The sequence below is a fragment of the Novosphingobium humi genome (assembly GCF_028607105.1).
GTDB lineage: Bacteria > Pseudomonadota > Alphaproteobacteria > Sphingomonadales > Sphingomonadaceae > Novosphingobium > Novosphingobium humi.
This window is the reverse complement of sequence record NZ_CP117418.1, coordinates 215553-236668: the sequence shown is the minus strand read 5'-3', so window position 1 is coordinate 236668 and position 21116 is coordinate 215553. Positions and strand designations below refer to the sequence as shown.

Genomic DNA, 21116 nt, shown 5'->3' with positions numbered 1-21116 from the left:
GGCTTACACCAACCCGTCTTCGCCCTTGACCTCGCTGGCCTTCAGTCCGCCCAGACGGGCGTTGAGGCGGCCGCGCGTGGCAAAGGCCCAGATCAGGATCACTTCATCGCGGTTCGGCCCGTCGTTAAAGCTCACGCTGATCGTGTCATAATGCGAACGGACATAAAGGGCATCCTTATGCGCCAGCGGAATGTCCACGATGGTTCCGGGCACGCCGCGCTTGCCGGTCGAGGGCACCCAGCTCTTGCCGCCGCCCACCGCATCGCGCACCGGATTGGCCGCCGGATTGGTCAGCAGCGCATTGCCGTGTTCATACTCGCAATCGGTGCCCACCAGAATGGCCTTGCCATAACTCTCGATCGCCTTGCCGCCGCTCAATGCATTGAGACGGCGACCGATTTCCACACCCAGCGCGGGCGAGGCATCGATCCAGCCGGTCAGGTCCTGAACATACTGTCCGGCATAGGGGCAGTGAATGGCCGCGGCGATGACATACTTGTAGATCGGTTCGCCATCGGCCGGGGCGCCGGTTTCACCGGCCAGTGTTTCATCCACAAAGCCATACCACTTGCGAATGTGAAAGGGACCGAAATTGGGGGTGTGCGTATTCATCAATTCTCTCCGGATTCAGGATATCATCCGCACTCAGAGCGGATCGAGTTGGGTGGGGTCGGCCTGACCGCCATTGTCATGCAATTGGGCGATGGCCTTGCCGTCGGCATGGTCGGTCAACTGGTGAAACACTTCGAGCATGTGGCCGTCGGGGTCATAGAAATAGATGCCCACCGAAACGCCATGGTCGAGGATCTCGGCAATCCGCACCTCATTGGCCAGCAAATGGCCATAGGCGCGGCGCAGGTCATCCATCGTGCGGCTGACCAGTTGCAGGCCGATATGCTCAAATTCCCTGCCCGTGGTGGCGCCTTCCTGCGCGGGAAACAGCGCGATGTCGTGGTCGCTGTCGCCAAAGGTCAGGAATATGCCGCCCTTGTACGGACCGTCCTGAACGCGGGCGGAAACTTCGGTGCCCAGAACCTTGTTATACCACAGGGCCGAGGCGTCCGGGTCTTTCACGTAAAGGACGATATGGGCGATCCGCTTCACATTAATGGGTTTCATGGGGCAACTCCATATCCGACGGCACGCCGGGCACCCAGGTCATACCGGTAATTTCGCTGAACTCGCGCCGCTGTTTTACCCAGTTGCGCCCGCTGTCCTCGCTGATGAAGAGATGCCCGAATTTGGTGCCCGCCATCATCAGGTCGGGCAAAGCCGGATTGGCGCCAAAGGCCCAGAGGCAGGAATTGGGCTGATAATCGAGCTTGCCCGGCGCCCATGTGGCCCCCGCATCCGCGGACACCAGCACCGCCGCCGTATTGCCCGGCGTGCCGTCGCCAATGCCGATCGCCAGTTCGCGGTCGCTGCCCGGTTTGCGCAGCAGCACGCGGGCATAGCGCAGGCCCCATGTTTCACGGGCGTGCATCCGGGTCCATGTCTGCCCGCCGTCGGTCGAGCGGTAAAGCGCATTGACCACCAGAACCAGAACAATGTCCTGCTGATCGGCCGGAGCGGGCAGGATCACGATGTCGTGAATGTCGGAATTGCCCGCGTGATGGGGCCATTCCTCATCCAGCCGTGCCCATGTGTCGCCGCCGTCAAGGGTGCGGAACAGGCCGCCCTCTTCCACGCCGACCCAGACATCGAGCGGATCGCGCGGATTGACCGCCAGCGCCAGCATCCGCGGGCGACTGACCCCGGCGCAGCGTTCGGGCATCAAGAGATCAGTCTGCTGCCACGTCTTGCCACCGTCGGTGCTGCGGAAAAAGGCGGCGCGGGTGGGCGATCCGGTTCCGGCATACATGTAATCCGGGTTGCTTTCCGAAACGGCCAGTTTCCAAACCGCAAAACCGTTGAGCGCACAATCGACCTGATGCCAATGCGCCCCGCAATCCTCGCTGCGGAACAGGCCACGCTCGCTGCCCGCCCAGATCGCCCCGTTCTGGCGAGGGTCCACCAGCAGGCAGCGCACGCAGTCGTCATATTCCAGATCCTGGCCCACGTTGATGCGGTACCAGTTCGTGCCGCCGTCATGGCTGCGCATGATCGCCTGTCCGTCGGTCGATACCAAAAGCGTCTTTTGCATTTTCGCTCTTCCACTATCTGTTGGCTGTCGGCGCAAAAATCTCAGCTGAGATTGACCCACACGCTCTTTGTCTCGCTGTAGAGTTCCATCGCGGCGCGGCCATGTTCGCGGCCCCAGCCCGATTGCTTGAACCCGCCGAAGGGGCTGGCCGGATCGACCATGTTGAAGCAATTGATCCAGACCGTTCCGGCCTTGACGGCCTCGGCCATGCGGTGCGCAGTCTTGATGTCATTGGTCCAGATGCCCGCCGACAGGCCGAATTCGCTGTCATTGGCCTGACGGACCAGTTCTTCGGGATCGGTCCAGGTCAGCGCGGAAAGCACGGGGCCGAAGATTTCCTCGCGCACCACGCGCATGTCCGGCCCGGCCGAGGCCAGAATGGTGGGCTCAAAAAAGAAGCCCTTGCCCTGCTCCGCCGGACGGCGCCCGCCCGCCAGAACCTGCGCGCCTTCCTCCCGGCCAATGTTGACATAGCCGTTCACCACATCCCACTGCTCCTGCGAGATCAGCGGGCCAAAGGTGGTGGCATCGTCCAGACCGTTGCCGATCTTTTGCGCGGCGGCATGGGCGGCAATGCGCTCCAGCAATTCATCAGCCACGCTGGCATGGGCATAAAGGCGCGAACCGGCGGTGCAGGTCTGGCCCTGATTGAAGAAGATGCCCGCTGCGATGCTGGCCGCGGCCGCATCCAGATCGGCGTCCGCCATCACGATCTGGGGCGACTTTCCGCCCAGTTCGAGGCTGACTTTCTTGAGATTGCCCGCGCTGCCGCGCACGATGGCCTTGCCAACGGCCGTCGATCCGGTGAAGGCCACCTTGTCCACGCCGGGATGTTCGACCAGCGCCGCACCCGCTTCGCCAAAACCGGGCACGACATTGATGACGCCCGCCGGAAAGCCCGCCTCCAGCGCCAGTTCGCCAAGGCGCAGCGCGGTGAGCGGGGTCTGCTCGGCAGGCTTGAGGATGACGCAGCAGCCTGCCGCGACAGCCGGAGCGATCTTCCATGCCGCCATCGACATCGGATAGTTCCAGGGCACGATCAGCCCCGCCACGCCCACCGGCTCGCGCGTCGTGTAATTGAGAATGCGCGCGCCGCTGCGGGGCGAGACGGGCAGCGTTTCGCCGCCGAACTTGGTGGGCCAGCCCGCGAAATAGCGGAACGTCTTGATCGAGCCCTCGATCTCGACCGCCTTGGTGAACAGCCACGGCTTGCCATTGTCGAGACATTCCAGCACGGCCAGCTCATCGGCATGCTGCTCGATCAGATCGGCGAGACGATAGAGCAGCAGCGAGCGGTCATTGGCATTCATCCGGCGCCATGCCGGATTTTCGAACGCGCGCCGGGCCGCCGCCACGGCGCGGTCAATATCAGCCGCCCCGCCGCGCGCCACTTGGGCGATTTCCTCGCCGGTGGCCGGGTTGATCGTGGCAAAGCTTTCGCCCGAGAGCGCGGGAACCCGCTGGCCGTCGATCAGCAGGCCCTGCACCTTGCCCGCCATGTCCCGGGTCAGACGCTGCGCCACGTCATAGGCATTTTCCACCAAGGCCATCGAATTTCTCCCCAATTCCCGTCCGCGCAGCGCCGCTTTCCAGCGCCCGAACGGCAAAAATTCCTGTGGTGCGTCGCAAAAGCATGCGCCGCCAAGGCTCGGCCTTTTCCGAGTCGAGTTAGGGATAGCGTCACATCAAAAAGGAAACAATCAAAAAGTTTTTCCATTTTCTGTTGCTATAACGAGACAATCTCGGCATGATTGCCTTCAACAGGAAATCAATGGGGAGGAATCTTCATGACACAGGCTCCTTGGACAGGCCCGGATGCCTTGCTGGCGCAATCGCTGGCCCATGCGCGCGCAACCGGCGACGCACTGGGCCATGTCGAGGGCAGGATTGCCGCCGTGCTGACGCTGGATCAGGCCTATCATGTGCAGCAGGCCGCCTTTGCCCTGCGCGACGTGCCGCTGGCGGGCTACAAGCTGGCCGCGACCAGTTCGCGTGCGCAGGAAGCGATGGGGCTGGACGGCCCGCTGGTGGGCCTTATCGCGGCGTCCGACCTTGCCGCGCCCGTGATCGCGCCCCCCACCGACCGGCCCGTTTATGCCGAGGCCGAATTGCTGGTCCGCATCGGCGCTGATCTGCCCGTCATGACCGACCCGCCCTCGCCGTCAACCATGGCCGAGGCGATTGATCGGGTCTGGCTGGGTCTGGAAATCTGTTCGAGCCGTTTTGCCGATGATGATCTCTCCCCAGCGGGCATCGTGGCCGACAATGGCCTGCTCCACGCCATCGTGACGGGCGACATGCTGGCCGAAGGCTGGCACGAAGGGCTGGCGGAAGGCACCGTGGTGCTTCAGCCGGAAGGAGCAGAGCCGGTCTATGGCGCCGCGAGCGCCGTGATGGGCCATCCCTTGCTGGCGCTGGGCTGGTTGGCGGCATGGCTGGGGCGACGAGGCGAAAGCCTGCGGCAAAACCAGATCATCGCTTGCGGCAGCATGACCGGGATCACACAAATTACAACGGACAAAGGCGTGACCGCGCATTTCGGCACGCCGGACAGGACAATAACAGGCACGGTTACGACCACCTTTGCCAAGGATAAGACGAGGAGCAAAGCATGACATTGGAATTGGGCGTGGCCGGAAAGGTGGCCATCATCACAGGCGGCGGCGTGGGCATCGGCAAGGAAACGGCGCGTAAACTTGCGGCCGCTGGCGCCAAGGTCGTGATCGCCGCGCGCACCAAGGCCACACTGGAGGCGGCCGCCGCGCAATTGCGCGAGGAAACCGGCGGCGAGGTTCTGGCCATTCCCGCCGACACGACCAGCATGGCGGCGGTGCAGGCTCTGATCGATGCCACGGTCGCGCATTTCGGCGGGGTGCATATTCTGGTCAATTGCGCGGCGGCGCCCGGCGGTCTGGTCCGCAACGCCATCGAGGAGGCCGATGAGGACGCGCTGCTGCTCGACCTCAACACCAAACTGATGGGCTATTTCCGCACCGCCAAGGCTTGTGCCCCCCATATGCGCAAGGCCGGATGGGGCCGTATCGTCAATGTCGGCGGCCTGACGGCGCGCTGCACCGAGGCGTTGAGCGGGATGCGCAACGCGGCGCTGGTGCATTTTACCAAGACGCTGTCGGATGAATTGGGCCGTGACGGCATCACCGTCAACATCATCCATCCCGGCGTTACCCGCACCGAGCATATCGAGCAGTGGTTCAACGCAATGGCCGCCGAGGAAGGCACGACCTTCGAAGCGATTGTCGAGCGCGAGGCGGGTGCCCCCGCCGCGCTCAGGCGCATGCTCGAAGTGCATGAAGTGGCCGATCCCATCGTGTTCCTGGCCAGCGAACTGGGCAGCGGGATCACCGGGGAATCGATTGCCGTCGACGGCGGCCTGTCGCGCGCGGTTTTCCTGTAATCCACCGCATGGTACATAAAGGAGCCAGACCCGGATGCCGGGATCTGGCTCCTTTTTATTGGCCCGGTTTTACTTGTTCGCAGACATATTCCTCAATGCGATAGTCTTTCGGCTCGCGCTTGTAGAGGAAGGTGAAAGTGTAGGGACGGGTCAGGTATTGCGGATCGGTAATCGTCACAAAGTCGGCCAAAATGCCGTCTGGCCGCAAATGCAATCTCTCGCGCACCAGCATGTCGGCCGAATGCGGGATGTCGGCATATTGCACGTCCTCGCGCACACCGGCCGTTTCCACCTCCAGCGCCTCACCCACCCAATGGCCGGTCGACCGCCCGAAATAGCCCGGATTGATCTCTTTGATCGGGGGCAGCGGCTCATCAAGATAGATGCGCCGGATCTGTGACATAAACTCACCCAGCACCGTCACCTGCTTGAGCGCGGGATTTTGCAGGATCTGCAAGGCGTAATGCGCGCCCATTATGCCGGGAACCCCCTCGGGCAGGCATTGCGAACTGGGGGTTGGCAAAGGCGTGCCCGCAGCATCGGCATCGGCGCGGCGCTTTTGCATGGCCCGCCACTGCGTCAGATATGGCTCGCGCAAAGGCGGCTCCACCACTTGCAGTTCGGGCGGGTCGGGCAGCCCTGAAAACGTGTCGGGATAGGCCGGATAGCGGTTCCAGACCCCTGAAAAATCAGGCTCCGCCCAAACCGGGGTGCTGGTCAGCGCTGCAAGAGCGCTGACCATGACAAACAAAGCGCGCCTCACTTGCGCGCCGTCAGGGTAAGACCGATGGTGCGGGGGCGGAAACTGCCCGCGCGATACCAGGTCGAAATCGGGGAATCGTGATAAAGCGCCAGGATGGGCTGGCTGTCCGTCACGTTGTTGGCATAGAGGCTGAGATCAAGATCCGCCCAGTCCGCCTTGATCCGACCGCCGACGCGCAGGTCAAGCTGCGATGTGGCGGGCGGGCGCGGCAAGGCCGGATCGACCAGCGGCGAATTGACGTCGACCGGCCTGCCGTTGTGGCTGTTGTACGAGAAGTCGGCACGGGCATAGCCTTCGATGCCGCCGATGGGCTGAGTGAATTCACCATTGAGCTGGAGCGACCACGGCGCCACGGCAAAGGGCTCTCCCGCCTTGCGGATGGTACTGCCGTTCGGCCCCGGAATGGCCGAGGTATAGCGCGCATTGGTATAGGCCACCGAGGCGCCCAGCGTGAGCGATCGCATGGGCCGCAAGGTCACGGCCAGATCGAACCCGTCAACCTTGGCCGAGCCGAGATTGAGCGCGGCATAGATCGAACAGGTCGGCAGCGCCAAGAGCGTCTGCACATTGTTCCAGTCAATATGATAGATCGAGGCATCCATGGCCAGCTTGCCGCCAAACAGACGGTTTTTGCTGCCCGCCTCATAGCTCCAGATCGAGTCCGGCTTGACATTGAGCGAGGCGAGCGGATCAAAGCCGATGGCCGCGGCATCGCTGGTGCAAGTCAGGCCCACGGGCGGCGAAACGCCGGGTCCACGCACGCCCTTGGCGGCGCTGACATAGAACATGTTGCGCGGATCGGCCTGAAACGTCACGCCCAGGCGTGGCGTAAAGGTACGGCTGGTGATGCCCAGACTGTCGGTGCGCCCAGGCGTTGTGTAGAGCGGCCCGGCGGTGAAACCTTCAAACTGATATTTGGCAATCGTGTAGCGCCCGCCAAGCGTCAGCTTCAGCCGGGGCACCACTTCATAATCGGCCTGCGCATAGGCGGCAAATTGCTGATCGCGGTGGGTGTTGCGCTGAAACACGCTGAACTGGCCCTGATAGAGATCGACCCCATAGGCATCCATCAATGAGGTGTAGGGCGGATTGCCGTTCTGGGCCTGAGCGTAATTCACGACATCCAGCAATTGCGGATCACTGCCCGCATATTGGTCCTGCACAAAGGAGCGCTGATAAAACAGGCCGACGATCCAGTTGAATCGGTCGTTGGCATTGTTGTTCTGCAGGCGCAGTTCCTGCGTAAAGGATTTCTGGATCGTATGGCTTTGCGTGCCCGGCGCATAGTACTGGAACTGGCTTGGGATGGTGCCGACCACGCCGCCAAACAGCGTCAGGCTCAGCGTGGCGTCATCACTCTGCGTTCGCGTGGTGCGGTGGAAATAGGACGTGTCGGAAACCAGCGTGGCACTGCCCAGATCCAGCTCGACCTTGAGTGCGGGCAGATAGAAATCGTCGCGGTGCCGCTCGGGCCTTGTATTCAGGCTCAACCGCTGATCGGCATGGGCCAGATCCGAGGCCGCCACTTCAAAGCGCGAACCATCGGCAATGTTCTGATACTGATAGAAGATCGACGGGGTGATCGTCAGCCGGTCCGTGGCCCGCGCACCCACCGCCAGACGCAGCGACACCGTGTCCGAACTGTTGATGTCCTTTTGCGTGACCTGTTTGGTGGTCCGATCCAGACGGTCGATATAGCCGCCGTCATGTCGGGTCCATGCGCTCACGCGAAAGCCGATCTTGTCGGTGACGATGGGCGCGCCCAGCGCAACGCCGCCTTCATAGCTGGCCGCGCCATTATGCGTGGTGCCCACTTCGGCGCGGTCATACATCGAGATCTTGTCATAGCTGGGCTTGGGCATGATGAAGCGCACCGCCCCGCCCACCGAACCGCTGCCGAACAACGTGCCCTGCGGCCCGCGCAGCACCTCGACGCGGTCAAGATCGAACACCTGCGGGTAAGGATTGCTGAGCGACGGGCTGACGCCTACGCGGGTCTGGACCGGCGTATCATCGATGTAAACACCGGTGGTAGGGATGCCGGAGGCGGAATCGATGCCGCGGATCGCGATCGAGGTCTGCCCGGTGCCGTAAAGGACCGCGGACTGGCCAAAGGTGATGCCGGGCGTCACCTGCGCAATATCGGCGATCGAGCGCACGCCCTGCGTATCCAGTTCCACGCTGCTCTTGGCCACCACGCTCGCCGGCACGCGGCTGAGCGATTGCGCCTTGCGCGTGGCGGTAACGACAATCTCACCCGGAGGCGGCGCATCGGCGTTGCGTGCGGATGCCGCCCCACCCCCATCCTGCGCCAGCGCAGGTGACGCCATCAGTAGGGCTGACATGGCCAGCCCCGCCGACAGACCGTTGCGCATGTGTAAAACACGGTGCGCGCGCTGCGTCGAAGTCATTGTTATTTCTCCCTGTAACATCTGTCCCGCCGCTATTTTCCAGCGCCTCCGGCGCACGGCTGAGCAGAAGCAGGCTGCAGCCAATACAGTTGTAAAGACGAAGGTTTTACAGTTGCGAAACCGTTACATTCCCGGCATCCAGAGCCAAGAGAGCCTGCCCCATGCGCGCGCCGACCGGCCTTGCCGCCATATTTCCTTTCCGCAACAGAAATGCTACAAAGGCCAATATTGTTTACTTAATGAGGTTTCAGTGTCCGGCGAATCGTCCCCTGCCTCCCCCACGCACCGCGATCACGCCGAACTATTCACCGCCGAAGTCGGGCGGATGCGCAAAGCGATTGCTGCGGGCCGTTCGGTTTTGCAACTGCGCCTGTTCGATTACCTTGCCGAACGATCAGGCGATGTCCGCGCACCCAAGGAGATCGAGGTCGCGCTGGCCGTATTCGGCACCGATGGCGTTCAGGATTCGGGCGCGGATTCCGGTGTCCGTGTCTATGTTCACCGCCTGCGCAAGCGGCTTGATGACCATTATCGCGGTGAAACCGGACCGCGCCTGATTATTCCCAAGGGCGAATACCGCATCGCGCTGGCCATGCCCGACAGCCAAGAGTCGATACCGCCATCGCCGGAACCCCCGCCCCTGCCTCCTGAGCCACGTCAGGCCCGGCGCTGGTGGCCCATGGCGGCCGCAGCGGCCGGGCTGGGCGTGGCGGCCTTGGCGGCCTGGGCGGTCTGGCCCACGACGTCGCAACAGGATGCGAGGCGCAATGCCAGCGTGCTGTCACGCGGGCTGGATGCCGGAACGCAGCCCCTCATTCTGGTGGGTGATGCCTATGGGCTGGCCGAAACGGGAGACCGCAAGGCAGTGCAGCGCATGATATTGGACCCGGCGATCAAATCCCGCGAAGATCTGGGCCAGCATATCCGCACGCATCCCGAGGAATTTTATCGCCTCTACGACTTCGACCTGCGTTTTACCCCTGTCTCCAGCGCGCAGGCGGCATGGACCATCCTGCAGGCATTGCCCAATGCAAGCGAAAATCCGCGTCGCCGCCCCGCCGTACTGGCCGCTTCAAAGCTCAAACCGGCAATGCTGGCGGCAGGCAATGTCGTGTATGTCGGCCGCATTGCCAATCTCGGGCCGCTGTCGGCAACCGTCGGCGCGCAAACGCAGTTTCGTCTGACGGCCACGGACACCATCACCGATCCCGCCAGCGGTCAGGTATTTCGGGGATCGCCCCCGCTCGCCGATGAGCATGCCGTTCGCACCGATTACGGCTATCTGGCCAATCTGCCCGGACCTGCGGGACGCGGGCTGTTGATCAGCGCGGGCATGGGCGATTTTGCCACCGACCAGATGGGCAGCATTGCCACCAATCCGGAAAGTCTGGAACAGATTTCCGCCCGCATCGGGCGCAAACGTCATTTTGAAGCGCTGTATGAGTTCCACTCGCGCGATGGCATGCTGATGGACAGCCGCCTTGTCACCGCGCGCGGATTGCGCTGAGAGCGCCCGCCCGCCGTTTCAGAGCGGCGCATCCCACCGGCTCACCGGCACGATTTCCAGATTGCCGATCCGGCCGTTGGCCGCCTTGACCAGCCGCAGTTCGATCACCTGATCGCGATAATGGGCACGATAGCGCCACGATGGCTCGCCGCATTGATCGGCTTTCGCAAAAAGCGCCAGATCCTTTCGCGCCCCCAACCCTTGCAGCAGACCTGAATATTGCGCCACCATCTCTTTAAGATCAAGGGCCGCATAGTCGGCAAAGTCATGGGCCGCCACACGATTGGCCGCCACCGCATCGAGCAGGGCCGCCCCCTGCGCCGTCATGGCCGGGTCAGTGTCGGGGATGGGCGCGGCATCTTGCCTTGCCAGCGCAGGCTCGGCCAATCCGGCCAAGTCACGCGCGAGGCCTTCCGCATCGGCCCCCTCGCCATTGGCCAACACCACCACGGTCAATTCCGGCTTGAGATAGCGGATCGCAAAGGTCTGGAACCCCTGCCACGATCCGCCGTGCCACCATGCCTTGTCGTCCATGTACCAACCCAGACCGTAATGGCAGAGCGTCCCATTTTCCAGCCGGGCGGGCCGCCCCATCGCCGCCCATGACGATGGGGCCAACAGGCTCTGTCGGTTCATGGCGGCGGCCCATGCCGCATAATCCAGCGCCGAGAGGTAGAGCGAACCATCCGCCGTGGAATTGGCGGCCGCCGAAATCCATTCGGCATTGCGCAAATGGCCATCGCGCCGTTCATAACCGGCCGATCGATTGGCAATGATCGCCATTTCATCAATACCGCGCGCGCGCGTCATGCCCAGCGGGGCAAAGACCCTGTCCACCAGAAAGCGCGCATAGGGTTGCCCTGTCACCCGCGCCATAACCTGACCCAGCACCACATAATCGACATAGCTGAAGCGCCAGCGGGTGCCTGCGGGAAAGTTCAGTTTTTCATGCGCGATGATGTCGAGCATCTGGGCATCGGAATATTCCACGCGGAAATCGCCATTGGGCGTCGCGGGTAAACCCGACGTATGGTTCAGCATCCGGCGCAAGTTGACCGGTTGCCAGCTTTTAGGCAATTCGGGCAGATAGCGCCGCACCGAAGCATCCAGATCCAGCTTGCCCTCCTGAGCCAGCAGCAAGACCCCGGCGGCCGTGAACTGCATGCCCAGGGCGCCCGTCTTGAACAGCGTGTCGGCATGGACCGGAACCTGATGCTCGATATTGGCAAAGCCAAAGCCTTCGATACGCAAGGGTTTTCCATCGCGCACAATAGCCACGGCCACACCCGGCACATCGCCGCGCACCATCTCCTGACGCACGCGGTCCTCAATGGCATCGGCACGGACAATCGAGGGAGCAAGCCCCATCGACAAGAGCATCGCGGCCAGCGCCGTCTTCAAAGGCAAAATCGTCATGGGACCATCACACCACGGCCAAGGGCGACTTTGTATTGCTCAAGCGGCCCGAATTGTACCAGTTGCGGCCTGTTCGACCCAAGCCATCAGGGCGTCGAGGCAACATTGTCCATGCGGAATTCCGGGGCTGGTGCGGAATTATCCCAAATGCCCTGAACTTTTGCCGGACGGTCCAGCAGCCAGGTCGAGCCGAGATGGGCGCTGCCCAATGTGCGCACCTGAAACAGCGCCTCAAAACCGCCGCCGCAACCCATGCGCCCATGCGCCACAGCGCGCAATCTTGCGGCATCCGTGCTCAGTTCGGCCATTTCACTCAAGCCTGGATCATGGAGAGAAGCGATGAAAAGCACCGTGTTGCCCGCAGGACCAGGCAGACAGGCCAGATAGCCGTAATCGCGACGGGCGATGCGCTCGTCATGAAGCTCCATTCCGTCCGACTGATAACGCTTGCCGTCGACGGTATCGACCAGAGCGTCCGTCCCCGTATCAAGGCGGAAGCGCGATGCCTGGATCAGCGGATCGCGCAGCAGGTTTCCGATGCCGCCCATTTGCCCGACATAGATGATGTCCGAAACTTTCAGCACATCGGGCGTGAGTTGCGAAGCGGCATATAACCGGATGGTTCGGTTGCGGAATGCCTCGTCACGCACGAGAGCGGCCCGGATGGTAGCGGCGGCACTCATGGTGGCGGCCGATACATAATGCTGATCCGTGTCCCTCACTGTTTCGGCTTTCTGGGGATTGAGCATCTGGACGATGATAAGATCCTCGCGCGTGGGCACATTGTGATCCCATATTTCGCGCAAAGGGCGGTCGGGCGGGGCGGAGGGAGGCGTTTCGGTAAAGAAGTAATAGTCGCCCATCACCACCGCGATAGGCCGGTTGCTCCCTGCCATCGCCGACCATGGCGAGGCGGTGGCCAAGGTTTGGCCCCGCTCATGCTGCCACCAGACAAAACCGGCCGCCGCGCCTATCACGAACAGCAGCACCAGCAACCATGCCGCCATTCCTGCACGCAGGCGCGGGCGTACATCGATCAAGTCATCGCGCGCAGGCAGAACCCCTGCTTCGGCGGCATCGTCCACCAGTTCCAGCCGATAGGTTCCGGCAGGCAGGCGCAGAGAAGGCCCCTGATGATCGGCAAATTCGGCATCGATCAGCTTGCGCAGGCGGTGGACATAGACCCGCACATTCGCGTCGGGGCGATAGGCGGGACTGCGAGCATCGACGAATACGGCGCCCGCGATCTGGGATTCCGACGGTGCGGTTGGTTCATCGGCCTGTTCCACCAGATAGTCGAAGAGCGCGAGCAGCCTTTCCGACCTGTTCCGCTCCAGCGCCGCACGCATTCGGGCCACGGCTTCATCCATGGCCTGCACATGCGCCTCAGGCGCGGAAAATTGGGCAGGCGGAGCGCTCGACATGGGGGAATCATCCGTCTATCAAAATGCAACAATTCATATGAATTTATACCATTTGTTTCGAATCTGAAATATCGGAAGCGTATCTTGCCCAATGCGACGCCAAGCGGGCAAACCCATAATATCACAAGAAATTGCAGAAGCTGTAACGGTTTCGCAACAGTAATCCCGTCGCTCCGCGCGCCCATTTTCGCCAGCGTTGCGGACTAAGGACGCACATGGACGTGATGCCGAGGCGCCGTGCTGCCGTGATGCCTGTCCGGCACCCGGCCCGGCGCGGCATCGATCCGCCGCTTCCGTCCAGTACGAGAGGAGCCTTTTTGCAATGATTTCGATGAACCTGAAGATGTTCATGGCCGGCGGTCTGCTTGGGCTGGGCATCGCCTCGCCGGCGATGGCGCATCATTCCTTTGCCATGTTCGACCAGACAAAAATCGACACCAAAACCCATGCCACCGTTACCGAATTCCGCTTCACCAACCCGCATTCCTTTGTGGTGGTCAGCGTCAATGCCGGCGGCGTGAACACCAGCTATGCGCTCGAATGCAGCAGCGTGAACATGATGAACAAGGCGGGTTGGAAGTTCAACACGCTCAAGCCGGGCGATGCGGTGGATGTCACCTTCTATCCCCTGCGCAACGGTAAGCCGGGCGGGATGCTCAAGACGGTGAAGCTGGCCGACGGGCGCACGCTGAGCGGCTGGTGAATTCGGTCCGGCTGCCTGCGCCCGGCGGGCGCGGGCGAATGCGATCATGATGCGATGTGGTCGCAACACGACGGCCGCACAGGGAGAATATGATGCGTTTCAATACATTTGTTCAGGCTGCGGCCCTGACGACGATCATGATGACGGCCCAGGCGGCCCCGGCCCAAGCCAAGGCCGCCAAAGCCAAGGCGCCCTCCGCCGCAACCGCCGCCAAAAGCAAAGCCGTTGCGCCACGCGACATCAGCGGCGTCTGGGAACTCTATCCCGACCCGTTCGCGGGCGATGAAAACACCTTTCGTGAATTGCCGGTGCCCGGCGACGGCCCAACCCTGCGCGAACCCTATGCCACCCAATGGAAAGCGCTGCGTGACAAGCGTGATGCCGCCCTGAAGGCCGGCACGCCGCTGGTCGATCCCAGCACGCAATGCATGCCCGAAGGCATGCCGATGATCATGGGGGCGATTTTCCCGATCGAAATCCTCCAGACTCCGGGGCGAGTCACGGTTCTGGCCGAATTCCTGACCCAGACGCGGCGTATCTATCTGAACCGCGCACAGCCCAAATTGGACGACATCACTCCCTCGTTTTACGGCATGACGACCGGCCGCTGGGAAGGCAATACGCTGGTGCTGACCACGCGGGGGGTCAAGGAGGATGTGCGCTTTTTTGAAATCCCGCACAGCGCCGACATGACCATCACCGAGCGCATCCGCCGCACGGGGCCTGAACTGATGGAGGACCAGATCACCATCGAGGACCCCAAGATGCTGCTCAAACCCTATCGCTTCACCTATGGTTACAAGCGCAACCCGCAATATGAAATCATGGAATATTTCTGCGAGCGCGAAGACCCCCTGCTCAAGGTCAAGCCCGATGGCACGGTGGAGATGAAGACCTCCGATGAAATAAAGTGAAATCGGCAATTTTGCCGTCCTCCATACCCGGCCTTCCGCATTGGCGGGCCGGGTTTGTGATGTGCATGAAGGGAATATGGCCATGACCAGCAGGCGCCACTTCCTCGCCCAATCGCTGACGGCTCTGGCGTTACCGACCGGGATCGCCAGGGGGTCCGATCCTCGCATTGTCCGCGCCGTCCCTCGCGACCAGACCGTCTTGCGATTGGGCGGCCTTGGCGATGGCTATAAAATGACGCTGCGGCCCGATGGCACGCAACTGGTTGTGGTCAACGACGGTCCCGGCTGGGCCGATCCGCCCACGGCTTTTTACAACACCCGCCTGTGGACGATTGAGGGCGGCCCAAAAACTGCGCGCTTTGCCGTGATGCCGCACTATCCCGACCTGAACCGCACCGCCCGCCCGCCGGAGGCGCCCCGCTATTACGGACACGGCGTCATCCAATTGGGCGAACGCATTTACCAATTCGTCGCCACGCATGACAATGCGGCCGAGCGGCCCCAGCGCTGGAGCGGGGCCAAACTCATCTGGTCGGCCGACAATGGCCGCACATGGCGCAATCGCGACGGTACGACCCCTGTGGTCTGGGAAGATTGGTCCCAGCAATCGCGCGAGAGCTTCACCTTTTTCAACGAGGCCAATGGCGCCTTCTCTTTGCTCAGCATAGTGCAACCGATGCGCGGCCAGCCTGCAACGCCCGACGGTTGGCTCTACATCTATGGCCTGAACGGCAGCACCGATGGGCTGATGAACCAGCTTGTGCTGTTTCGTGTCAGACCCGAGGCGATCACGCAGCGTTCGGCCTATCGCTTCTTTGCCGGCCATGATGCGCAAGGCCGTGCCATCTGGTCGGCCGATATTGCCCGGCGGCATCCGGTGCACAGTTTTCCAAGGGGCTGGGTCAATTATACCAATCTGTTCCCCGGCGATCTTGTGGTCGAAAGCTGGCTCCCCAGTGTGGTCTATAACGCGCCGCTGGGGTGCTATATGATGGCAAGCGCCGGGATCGGCGTGGCGAGCGACGGAACGGAATTTGGCCGGCCCAGCTATTTCGGCCTGTGGGTTGCACCCAACCCATGGGGACCGTGGCGCCAGATTCACGAGGATACCGCGTGGTGTCCCGGCGGGGACCGCAAGGCCCGCGCCTATGCCCCGCAGATCGCGCCAGGATGGATCGCGGATGACGGACGCTCCTTCTGGCTCGTCTGGTCGGATCTCAAGGGCATACGCGCATTCGGGCGGGACGAGAAACTGCTGGATGCGGCCTTGGCCGGGGTGGAGGGCCTTGCGGAAAAGGCCGTGGTCGAGACGCAGTTCCTGCGCCGTTATATGCCTGGGTTTTCTTGCAATGCCCAGCGGGTGGACCTTGTCCTGCGATGAAGGCGCCCGGTGGTCCGGGCCATTGGGCGCCCCCGATTGCGGATCAGGTCTTGGGCCGGGGCGAATTGGGATACCAATAGGTCACGTGGCAGGCTTCGCAGCGATCATCCAGCGTTCCGCCCAGGCGCATCAGCGCCTCGGTATCCTTGCGGTCGATCGCGGCGATGATGTCGACCGCCACATCGCGCGTGGCGGTGGCGAACTGATCGAACTGGGCCGGATTGGCCTTGATCGCGGCATCGATCTGGGCCGGTTCCTGCTCGCCCAGCCCCGCCTTGGTTCCGGCAGGCGCCGCATGGCGGCCATCAACCATCACCGCGTTCATCGCCTCGGCCAGCGTAACGGCATGGCGGCGAACAGCCTGCCATTCCTCGGCATTGCGCGGCTGATGGTGATCGACGCCTTTGGCCGACGAAACCGTGCCCACCGCGTCCCACACGCCGTCTGCGGCCGGATCGACGGTCGAATCCATCAACTCTTTGACCGAAACGACGGGCAGGAAAGGCGTGGCCGCCGTCGATCCCCTCGGCTGGGCCTGCCCCGCATCCTTGCGCTCGCCGCACGCCGATACCGCCAGCACAATCAAGGCAGCAGGCAAGGCCATCACCCCAAACCGAATCAATCTGTTTTCACCCTTCATCACCGTTTTCTCCCTGATGGCGTCTTGAAGGCCTCGTCCTAGGGCAAATGAGCCAACGAGCCGCGCATGAAACGGTTGGGTTACGGTCCCTGAAACGGGTTCGATCAGACGCGGTAAGGCACGGATCGGCCGAGAAAATCACAGGAAAGGAAGGCAGCCGCCATGGACGTCGTTTCAAAACATCTCGCGCGCTTCTTTTGGCGCTGGGGCATCGCTCTGTGTTTGGCCGGAACCATGGCGGCAAGGGCGGAGACGATCCCCTTCACGCTGCCCATGCCCATCGCCATCCGGGTGCCGGACAGCGGCGCGCTGCCCCTGTCCTCGGCGCTGCGCAGGGGCACGGAATATGCTGATCTGAAACACGCCGGTTATGTCGAGGAGGAATATTACCTGTCCGGCGTGGCACCGGCCATTTCGGCGCAGGGCCAGATTGTGGCCCAAACGCCCTATGTCACACGGTTTCTGATCCGCAAACCATCCGATCCAAAGCATTTCAACGGCACCGTCATCATCGAGCCCTTCAGTTGGTTCGGCGAGCGCGCCGCCGGGTGGATCTTGACGAAAGACTATCTGCTGCGGCGCGGGTTTGCCTTTGTCGGCTATACGCTCAACATCAACACGCCCGTCCAGGATCCCAAATTTCCGCCTCCGCCCCCCGGCGTCACCGACGAGAGCCGGAGCCAATATGGCACCATCGTCAATTTCGATTTCATGCGCCGGTTCGACTATGCCCGCTATGCCCCACTGGGCAGCTATTACGATCCGCAAAAATTTACGCGCGGCGGCCTGCCCGATCCGTTCCTGCCTCAGGCGCAGGGGATCGGGGCGGAATTGGCGATGTTGCTGAAATCCAATCGTGCCGATGGCCCGGCGGCCGGGCTGGATGTCCGGCGCATCTATGTCAACAACTGGGCGGTTCAGGCGCAGGTCTGGTTTGATTACCTCGATCAGGGGCGGCATCAGCAATGGCGGATGCCCGATGGGCGCCCGCTGATCGATGCCTATATGACGGGCAAATTCTCCTATGGCGAAGTGGCCGGACCGGCCCTGCGTCTGCCCTCGCGCCTGCCGCCCGATGTGCCATTTGTCACGATCTACAGCCAATCCGAAACTGTTCATGATGCGATGGAGCATATCGCCCTGCCCCCCGACAGCGACAGGCCGATGCTGCGCTATTATGAGGTAATGGGCACCTCGCATCTGCGCGCCGCCGATCTGGGCACGGGCGAGATCGAACCGTGGCCCAACCAGCGCGGCAAGCCCGACGATCCGCGCTGTCAGTTCATTTATGACGAACCGGCCGAAATGCCTTTTTCGGCCTTGCTGGACGCGATGGACCAATGGGTGCGAAACAACCGGCCCATGCCGCGTGCCGCGCGCGTGACGCGCAAACCCGACGGCATTTGGCGCGACACGCGAACCGGCAACCCGGCAGGCGGCATCCGCCCGCCATGGATCACAGTGCCCGCTGCGGAATATTGGACTGATTTTGAAACCGGATGCGGCGTGGTTTATGATTCGAAACGGCCCTATTCCGCCGCCCGGCTCAGAAAACTTTACGGCACCTATACCAACTATGCCCGCCGCTATGCGGCAGCGACCAGGGATGCAGTGCGATCCGGCGTCATCCTGCCCGAGGATGCCGCGCATCTGACGCCCGTGGCAAGGCCGGAGGATTTTGAGAGGGATCGCCCGCGTCCATTGCGCTGATCCGCCCGCACCGCCCCCCGCATCCTTTCGCCGTTTCACCTCGCCGTGTTCCCGTATTGCAACGGTTTCAAACCTCCCCCGCGCCCCAAGGCCCGCTACGCCAACAGGCCGCATCCATCACGATACAAGAATGCCAAATGGGGAGACCTGAGCAATGAATGTCCAATCCTTTGGTGACTGGCTCTACGCCACGCCAATCTCCAGCACGTTTCGCGAGACGAGCTGGATCATTCCCACGGTGCAAAGCATCCACATTCTGGCCATCGCGGTCGTTGTCGGTTCGGCGCTGGTGTCTGAACTGCGCCTTGCCTCGGTCTTGGCCAACGATGAACCGGCGGGCAAGGTGGTGCGGCGCTATCTGCCCTGGCTGTGGCGGGCGTTGGTCGTGCTGCTGCTCAGCGGGGTGATGCTGATCGTTGCCGAACCGGCCCGTACTCTGGGCAATACGGTGTTTTGGGCCAAAATGGCGCTGGTGCTTTTTGCCTTTGCGGCAACGGTCATGCTGCGCCGCCCGCTGTTGCGCGACGATGCGCCGCCTGCGGCAAAAGCTGTCTCATGGCTGCTGCTGGCCGTGTGGATCGCGGTGATCTTTTGCGGCCGCTTCATCGCCTATACCTGACGGCCGCGCGCCGCCCACGTCCTGCACAACAAAATCGGGGGGAGCCTTCATCATGACCCTGCAAAACACACTTCAGCAGATTTACGATCTGCCGCTTTCGAATGCCATTCGTGAAAACGTCAATGCCTTTCCGCTGCTGGAATCGCTGCATGTGCTGGCCATCACGCTGGTCTTTGGCACCATTCTGATCGTCGATCTGCGGCTGGTCGGCTATGCCTCGCATCGGCGCAGCACAAACCGGCTGATTACCGAATTGCTGCCCTTTACATGGATTGCCTTTGGGCTGGCGATCATCTCGGGCGGCTTGCTGTTTGCCTCGAATGCGATGGCCTATGCGGCCAACACCGAATTTCGCCTCAAGTTGCTGATGATTGCCGCTGCCGGGATCAACATGGCGATTTTCCATGCCGCAACCCAGCGCACGATCGACCAGTGGGACGAAGATGCCACCCCGCCCTTTGCGGCGCGTGCGGCCGGCGTGCTTTCGCTGCTGCTGTGGACGGCGGTGATCTTTCTGGGCCGCTGGATCGGCTTCACGCTCGACGTTCTGTTCTGACCCCATCGACAATTGGAGACATCGCCCCATGGCCGACAAGACCCCCTCCATCCTGCTTGCTGCCGCCATGATGGTCGGCGCCCAGCCTGCCGCCGCGCATCATTCCTTTGCGATGTTTGACCAGACCAAGCAGGTCGAAATGGCCGGTATGCTGGTCGATAAATTCACATGGACCAACCCGCATGCCTTTGTGGTGGTCCAATCCGGCCAGACGACCTATGCGCTGGAATGCAGCAGCCCCAATCTGATGACCCATGCGGGCTGGAACTATCAAACCCTGAAAGCGGGCGACAAGGTCGACATCGTCTTTTACCCGCTGCGCAACGGCAAGCCGGGCGGGATGCTCAAAACGGTCAAGCTGGCCAATGGCAAGGTGCTGAGCGGCTGGTAGATCAGCCATCCTTGCGCAGGAAACGACCGGGGGAAACCCCGGTCCATTCCTTGAAAGCGCGGGAAAAAGCAGCCGTGTCCGCATAGCCCAATTGTTCGGCAGCCACGGTCAGCGATATGCCGGTTTTGGACAATAGCGTCTGCGCCCGTTCCTGCCGGGCCTGCTGCAGAAGGTCGCGGAAAGAGGTGTTCTCCTCGGCCAACCGCCGCCGCAGCGAGCGTTCCGACAGTTTCATCTCGGCGGCCACCGATGCGCAATCGACATGCGTGCGCCCCAGCCAGCGGCCGATAATGTCGCGCGTCAGCGTCACAAAACTCTCCGCCGGTGTCGCCTCAGGCCCCATCAGCGAGAGAAGATGCCATTCCAGAATGTTGCGCAATTTGCGGTCTTCGGAAGGGATCGCGCTTGGCAAAGGCCTGTCGAGATCCTCATTGCGCAGAACCAGCGCATTGGCCACCTGATTGCCGATGACGGGCGATCGGAAAAACTGGTGCAGGGCCTCGGTTCGTCCGGCAATGGAATGTTCGAAATGAACCACCACCGGGGCCCAGCGCGCCGAACTCAACTGTCGGATCAGCGCGACATAGCTGGAAATGGCAAATTCGGCATCCTGCACCCTCGGCCAGATCGACGGATCCTCGATGCGATAGCTGTAGATCGTGGTCTCGCCCTCGCGCCGACTGTCAAACAGAGTCCGGCTTTGCAAACGTGATTGAAACAGCGCCAGATAATCCAACGCACCGCGCAGCGTCCCGGCCGCGCGCAGCAGAGCATAAAATGGGCCCAGGTCCGCCAGGCTGAATTTGGCCCCCATCGTCAGCCCCAGCATAGGGCGGGAAAACTTGTGAGCGGCCCCCTCCAGCAGCGAGACATAGCGATGGAGCGGCACAAAATCATAAGGTGTTTCAAGCTGTTCGCGAAACATCCCATAATCGCGCAGCAAGGGGTCCACACGCTTGCCCACATCTTCGAGCGCGGAAAACAACGCGCCCAGAAACAGCATGCGGATCGTGGCCTGTTGGCCTCTTGGCACAGGCGCGACGGGTTCGGATGGAGAAGCATCGGGCATAATGAAAAGAAGGGATGTGGCCGAATCTGCAAAACGTCAATCCCCACCTGCAAT

General features: G+C 62.1%; 20 protein-coding genes. 10 read left to right on the top strand and 10 right to left on the bottom strand.

What is annotated here, in order from left to right; genetic code table 11:
• Positions 1-3: 3 nt before the first annotated feature.
• From PQ457_RS17160 to PQ457_RS17145, 4 genes are read right to left on the bottom strand one after another with little or no spacing between them, the layout of a single operon-like run.
• Complete coding sequence (locus tag PQ457_RS17160; RefSeq protein ID WP_273620066.1) at positions 4-612, bottom strand: amino acid synthesis family protein; 609 nt, start codon at positions 610-612, stop codon at positions 4-6.
• A 33-nt stretch (positions 613-645) separates the two neighbouring features.
• Positions 646-1119 (bottom strand): VOC family protein, encoded by a 474-nt coding sequence (locus tag PQ457_RS17155; protein ID WP_273620065.1) that lies wholly within the window; start codon positions 1117-1119, stop codon positions 646-648.
• A complete protein-coding gene (locus PQ457_RS17150; protein ID WP_273620064.1) occupies positions 1106-2143 on the bottom strand; it encodes a beta propeller repeat protein in 1038 nt (345 codons plus the stop codon). Before PQ457_RS17150 ends, PQ457_RS17155 begins: the two co-directional genes overlap by 14 nt.
• Positions 2144-2184: 41 nt before the next feature.
• Entirely contained in the window at positions 2185-3693 is a 1509-nt protein-coding gene (locus PQ457_RS17145) for an aldehyde dehydrogenase family protein (protein WP_273620063.1), read from the bottom strand.
• A 237-nt stretch (positions 3694-3930) separates the two neighbouring features.
• Between PQ457_RS17145 and PQ457_RS17140 the strand changes: the two genes are divergently transcribed.
• Together PQ457_RS17140 and PQ457_RS17135 are read left to right on the top strand one after the other, a co-directional pair.
• Complete coding sequence (locus PQ457_RS17140) at positions 3931-4758, top strand: 2-keto-4-pentenoate hydratase (RefSeq protein WP_273620062.1); 828 nt, start codon at positions 3931-3933, stop codon at positions 4756-4758.
• Positions 4755-5558, top strand: coding sequence for an SDR family NAD(P)-dependent oxidoreductase (locus PQ457_RS17135; protein ID WP_273620061.1), 804 nt, complete (start codon positions 4755-4757; stop codon positions 5556-5558). Before PQ457_RS17140 ends, PQ457_RS17135 begins: the two co-directional genes overlap by 4 nt.
• 55 nt (positions 5559-5613) lie before the next feature.
• On the opposite strand, the gene PQ457_RS17130 is transcribed toward PQ457_RS17135, so the two are convergent.
• Entirely contained in the window at positions 5614-6300 is a 687-nt protein-coding gene (locus tag PQ457_RS17130; RefSeq protein WP_273620060.1) for a hypothetical protein, read from the bottom strand.
• Positions 6301-6317: 17 nt separating this feature from the next.
• Complete coding sequence (locus tag PQ457_RS17125) at positions 6318-8696, bottom strand: TonB-dependent receptor (RefSeq protein WP_273620059.1); 2379 nt, start codon at positions 8694-8696, stop codon at positions 6318-6320.
• On the opposite strand from PQ457_RS17125, the gene PQ457_RS17120 reads away from it, so the two are divergent.
• On the top strand, positions 8665-10239 hold the full coding sequence (locus PQ457_RS17120) for a helix-turn-helix domain-containing protein (protein ID WP_273620058.1): 1575 nt from the start codon (positions 8665-8667) through the stop codon (positions 10237-10239). The two genes, PQ457_RS17125 and PQ457_RS17120, sit on opposite strands and share 32 nt — an antisense overlap.
• Positions 10240-10257: 18 nt before the next feature.
• On the opposite strand, the gene PQ457_RS17115 is transcribed toward PQ457_RS17120, so the two are convergent.
• A complete protein-coding gene (locus PQ457_RS17115) occupies positions 10258-11655 on the bottom strand; it encodes a serine hydrolase domain-containing protein (protein ID WP_273620057.1) in 1398 nt (465 codons plus the stop codon).
• 86 nt (positions 11656-11741) lie between these two features.
• Complete coding sequence (locus PQ457_RS17110; protein WP_273620056.1) at positions 11742-13079, bottom strand: hypothetical protein; 1338 nt, start codon at positions 13077-13079, stop codon at positions 11742-11744.
• A 331-nt stretch (positions 13080-13410) separates the two neighbouring features.
• Between PQ457_RS17110 and PQ457_RS17105 the strand changes: the two genes are divergently transcribed.
• The 3 genes from PQ457_RS17105 to PQ457_RS17095 all read left to right on the top strand — a co-directional run bounded on the left by PQ457_RS17105 (position 13411) and on the right by PQ457_RS17095 (position 16077).
• A complete protein-coding gene (locus tag PQ457_RS17105) occupies positions 13411-13782 on the top strand; it encodes a DUF6152 family protein (protein WP_273620055.1) in 372 nt (123 codons plus the stop codon).
• A gap of 89 nt (positions 13783-13871) precedes the next feature.
• Entirely contained in the window at positions 13872-14696 is an 825-nt protein-coding gene (locus PQ457_RS17100; protein WP_273620054.1) for a hypothetical protein, read from the top strand.
• A gap of 82 nt (positions 14697-14778) precedes the next feature.
• Complete coding sequence (locus PQ457_RS17095) at positions 14779-16077, top strand: DUF4185 domain-containing protein (protein WP_273620053.1); 1299 nt, start codon at positions 14779-14781, stop codon at positions 16075-16077.
• Positions 16078-16120: 43 nt separating this feature from the next.
• Here PQ457_RS17095 and PQ457_RS17090 read toward each other — a convergent pair whose 3' ends face one another.
• Positions 16121-16681 carry a cytochrome c gene (locus PQ457_RS17090; RefSeq protein ID WP_273620052.1) on the bottom strand — a complete coding sequence of 187 codons (561 nt, stop codon included), beginning with the start codon at positions 16679-16681 and terminating at the stop codon, positions 16121-16123.
• A gap of 198 nt (positions 16682-16879) precedes the next feature.
• Here PQ457_RS17090 and PQ457_RS17085 point away from each other — a divergent pair, with 198 nt between their 5' ends.
• The 4 genes from PQ457_RS17085 to PQ457_RS17070 all read left to right on the top strand — a co-directional run bounded on the left by PQ457_RS17085 (position 16880) and on the right by PQ457_RS17070 (position 19993).
• Positions 16880-18427, top strand: a complete 1548-nt coding sequence (locus PQ457_RS17085) for an alpha/beta hydrolase domain-containing protein (RefSeq protein WP_273620051.1) — start codon at positions 16880-16882, stop codon at positions 18425-18427.
• Positions 18428-18581: 154 nt separating this feature from the next.
• Positions 18582-19046, top strand: a complete 465-nt coding sequence (locus PQ457_RS17080) for a DUF6644 family protein (protein ID WP_273620050.1) — start codon at positions 18582-18584, stop codon at positions 19044-19046.
• A 52-nt stretch (positions 19047-19098) separates the two neighbouring features.
• On the top strand, positions 19099-19602 hold the full coding sequence (locus PQ457_RS17075; RefSeq protein WP_273620049.1) for a DUF6644 family protein: 504 nt from the start codon (positions 19099-19101) through the stop codon (positions 19600-19602).
• A 28-nt stretch (positions 19603-19630) separates the two neighbouring features.
• Positions 19631-19993, top strand: a complete 363-nt coding sequence (locus PQ457_RS17070) for a DUF6152 family protein (protein ID WP_273620048.1) — start codon at positions 19631-19633, stop codon at positions 19991-19993.
• 1 nt (position 19994) lies between these two features.
• Here the strand turns inward: PQ457_RS17070 and PQ457_RS17065 are convergent, their stop codons facing one another.
• Positions 19995-21062: an AraC family transcriptional regulator gene (locus PQ457_RS17065; protein ID WP_273620047.1), complete on the bottom strand. Its 1068-nt coding sequence runs from the start codon at positions 21060-21062 to the stop codon at positions 19995-19997.
• Positions 21063-21116: the final 54 nt, after the last annotated feature.

Excerpts from the sequence above, each read along its gene's own strand:
- PQ457_RS17160 (WP_273620066.1), bottom strand. The coding sequence starts at position 612 with ATGAATACGCACACCCCCAATTTCGGTCCCTTTCACATTCGCAAGTGG.
- PQ457_RS17155 (WP_273620065.1), bottom strand. The coding sequence starts at position 1,119 with ATGAAACCCATTAATGTGAAGCGGATCGCCCATATCGTCCTTTACGTG.
- PQ457_RS17150 (WP_273620064.1), bottom strand. The coding sequence starts at position 2,143 with ATGCAAAAGACGCTTTTGGTATCGACCGACGGACAGGCGATCATGCGC.
- PQ457_RS17145 (WP_273620063.1), bottom strand. The coding sequence starts at position 3,693 with ATGGCCTTGGTGGAAAATGCCTATGACGTGGCGCAGCGTCTGACCCGG.
- PQ457_RS17140 (WP_273620062.1), top strand. The coding sequence starts at position 3,931 with ATGACACAGGCTCCTTGGACAGGCCCGGATGCCTTGCTGGCGCAATCG.
- PQ457_RS17135 (WP_273620061.1), top strand. The coding sequence starts at position 4,755 with ATGACATTGGAATTGGGCGTGGCCGGAAAGGTGGCCATCATCACAGGC.
- PQ457_RS17130 (WP_273620060.1), bottom strand. The coding sequence starts at position 6,300 with ATGGTCAGCGCTCTTGCAGCGCTGACCAGCACCCCGGTTTGGGCGGAG.
- PQ457_RS17120 (WP_273620058.1), top strand. The coding sequence starts at position 8,665 with ATGGCCAGCCCCGCCGACAGACCGTTGCGCATGTGTAAAACACGGTGC.
- PQ457_RS17125 (WP_273620059.1), bottom strand. The coding sequence starts at position 8,696 with ATGCGCAACGGTCTGTCGGCGGGGCTGGCCATGTCAGCCCTACTGATG.
- PQ457_RS17115 (WP_273620057.1), bottom strand. The coding sequence starts at position 11,655 with ATGACGATTTTGCCTTTGAAGACGGCGCTGGCCGCGATGCTCTTGTCG.
- PQ457_RS17110 (WP_273620056.1), bottom strand. The coding sequence starts at position 13,079 with ATGTCGAGCGCTCCGCCTGCCCAATTTTCCGCGCCTGAGGCGCATGTG.
- PQ457_RS17105 (WP_273620055.1), top strand. The coding sequence starts at position 13,411 with ATGAACCTGAAGATGTTCATGGCCGGCGGTCTGCTTGGGCTGGGCATC.
- PQ457_RS17100 (WP_273620054.1), top strand. The coding sequence starts at position 13,872 with ATGATGCGTTTCAATACATTTGTTCAGGCTGCGGCCCTGACGACGATC.
- PQ457_RS17095 (WP_273620053.1), top strand. The coding sequence starts at position 14,779 with ATGACCAGCAGGCGCCACTTCCTCGCCCAATCGCTGACGGCTCTGGCG.
- PQ457_RS17090 (WP_273620052.1), bottom strand. The coding sequence starts at position 16,681 with ATGGCCTTGCCTGCTGCCTTGATTGTGCTGGCGGTATCGGCGTGCGGC.
- PQ457_RS17085 (WP_273620051.1), top strand. The coding sequence starts at position 16,880 with ATGGACGTCGTTTCAAAACATCTCGCGCGCTTCTTTTGGCGCTGGGGC.
- PQ457_RS17080 (WP_273620050.1), top strand. The coding sequence starts at position 18,582 with ATGAATGTCCAATCCTTTGGTGACTGGCTCTACGCCACGCCAATCTCC.
- PQ457_RS17075 (WP_273620049.1), top strand. The coding sequence starts at position 19,099 with ATGACCCTGCAAAACACACTTCAGCAGATTTACGATCTGCCGCTTTCG.
- PQ457_RS17070 (WP_273620048.1), top strand. The coding sequence starts at position 19,631 with ATGGCCGACAAGACCCCCTCCATCCTGCTTGCTGCCGCCATGATGGTC.
- PQ457_RS17065 (WP_273620047.1), bottom strand. The coding sequence starts at position 21,062 with ATGCCCGATGCTTCTCCATCCGAACCCGTCGCGCCTGTGCCAAGAGGC.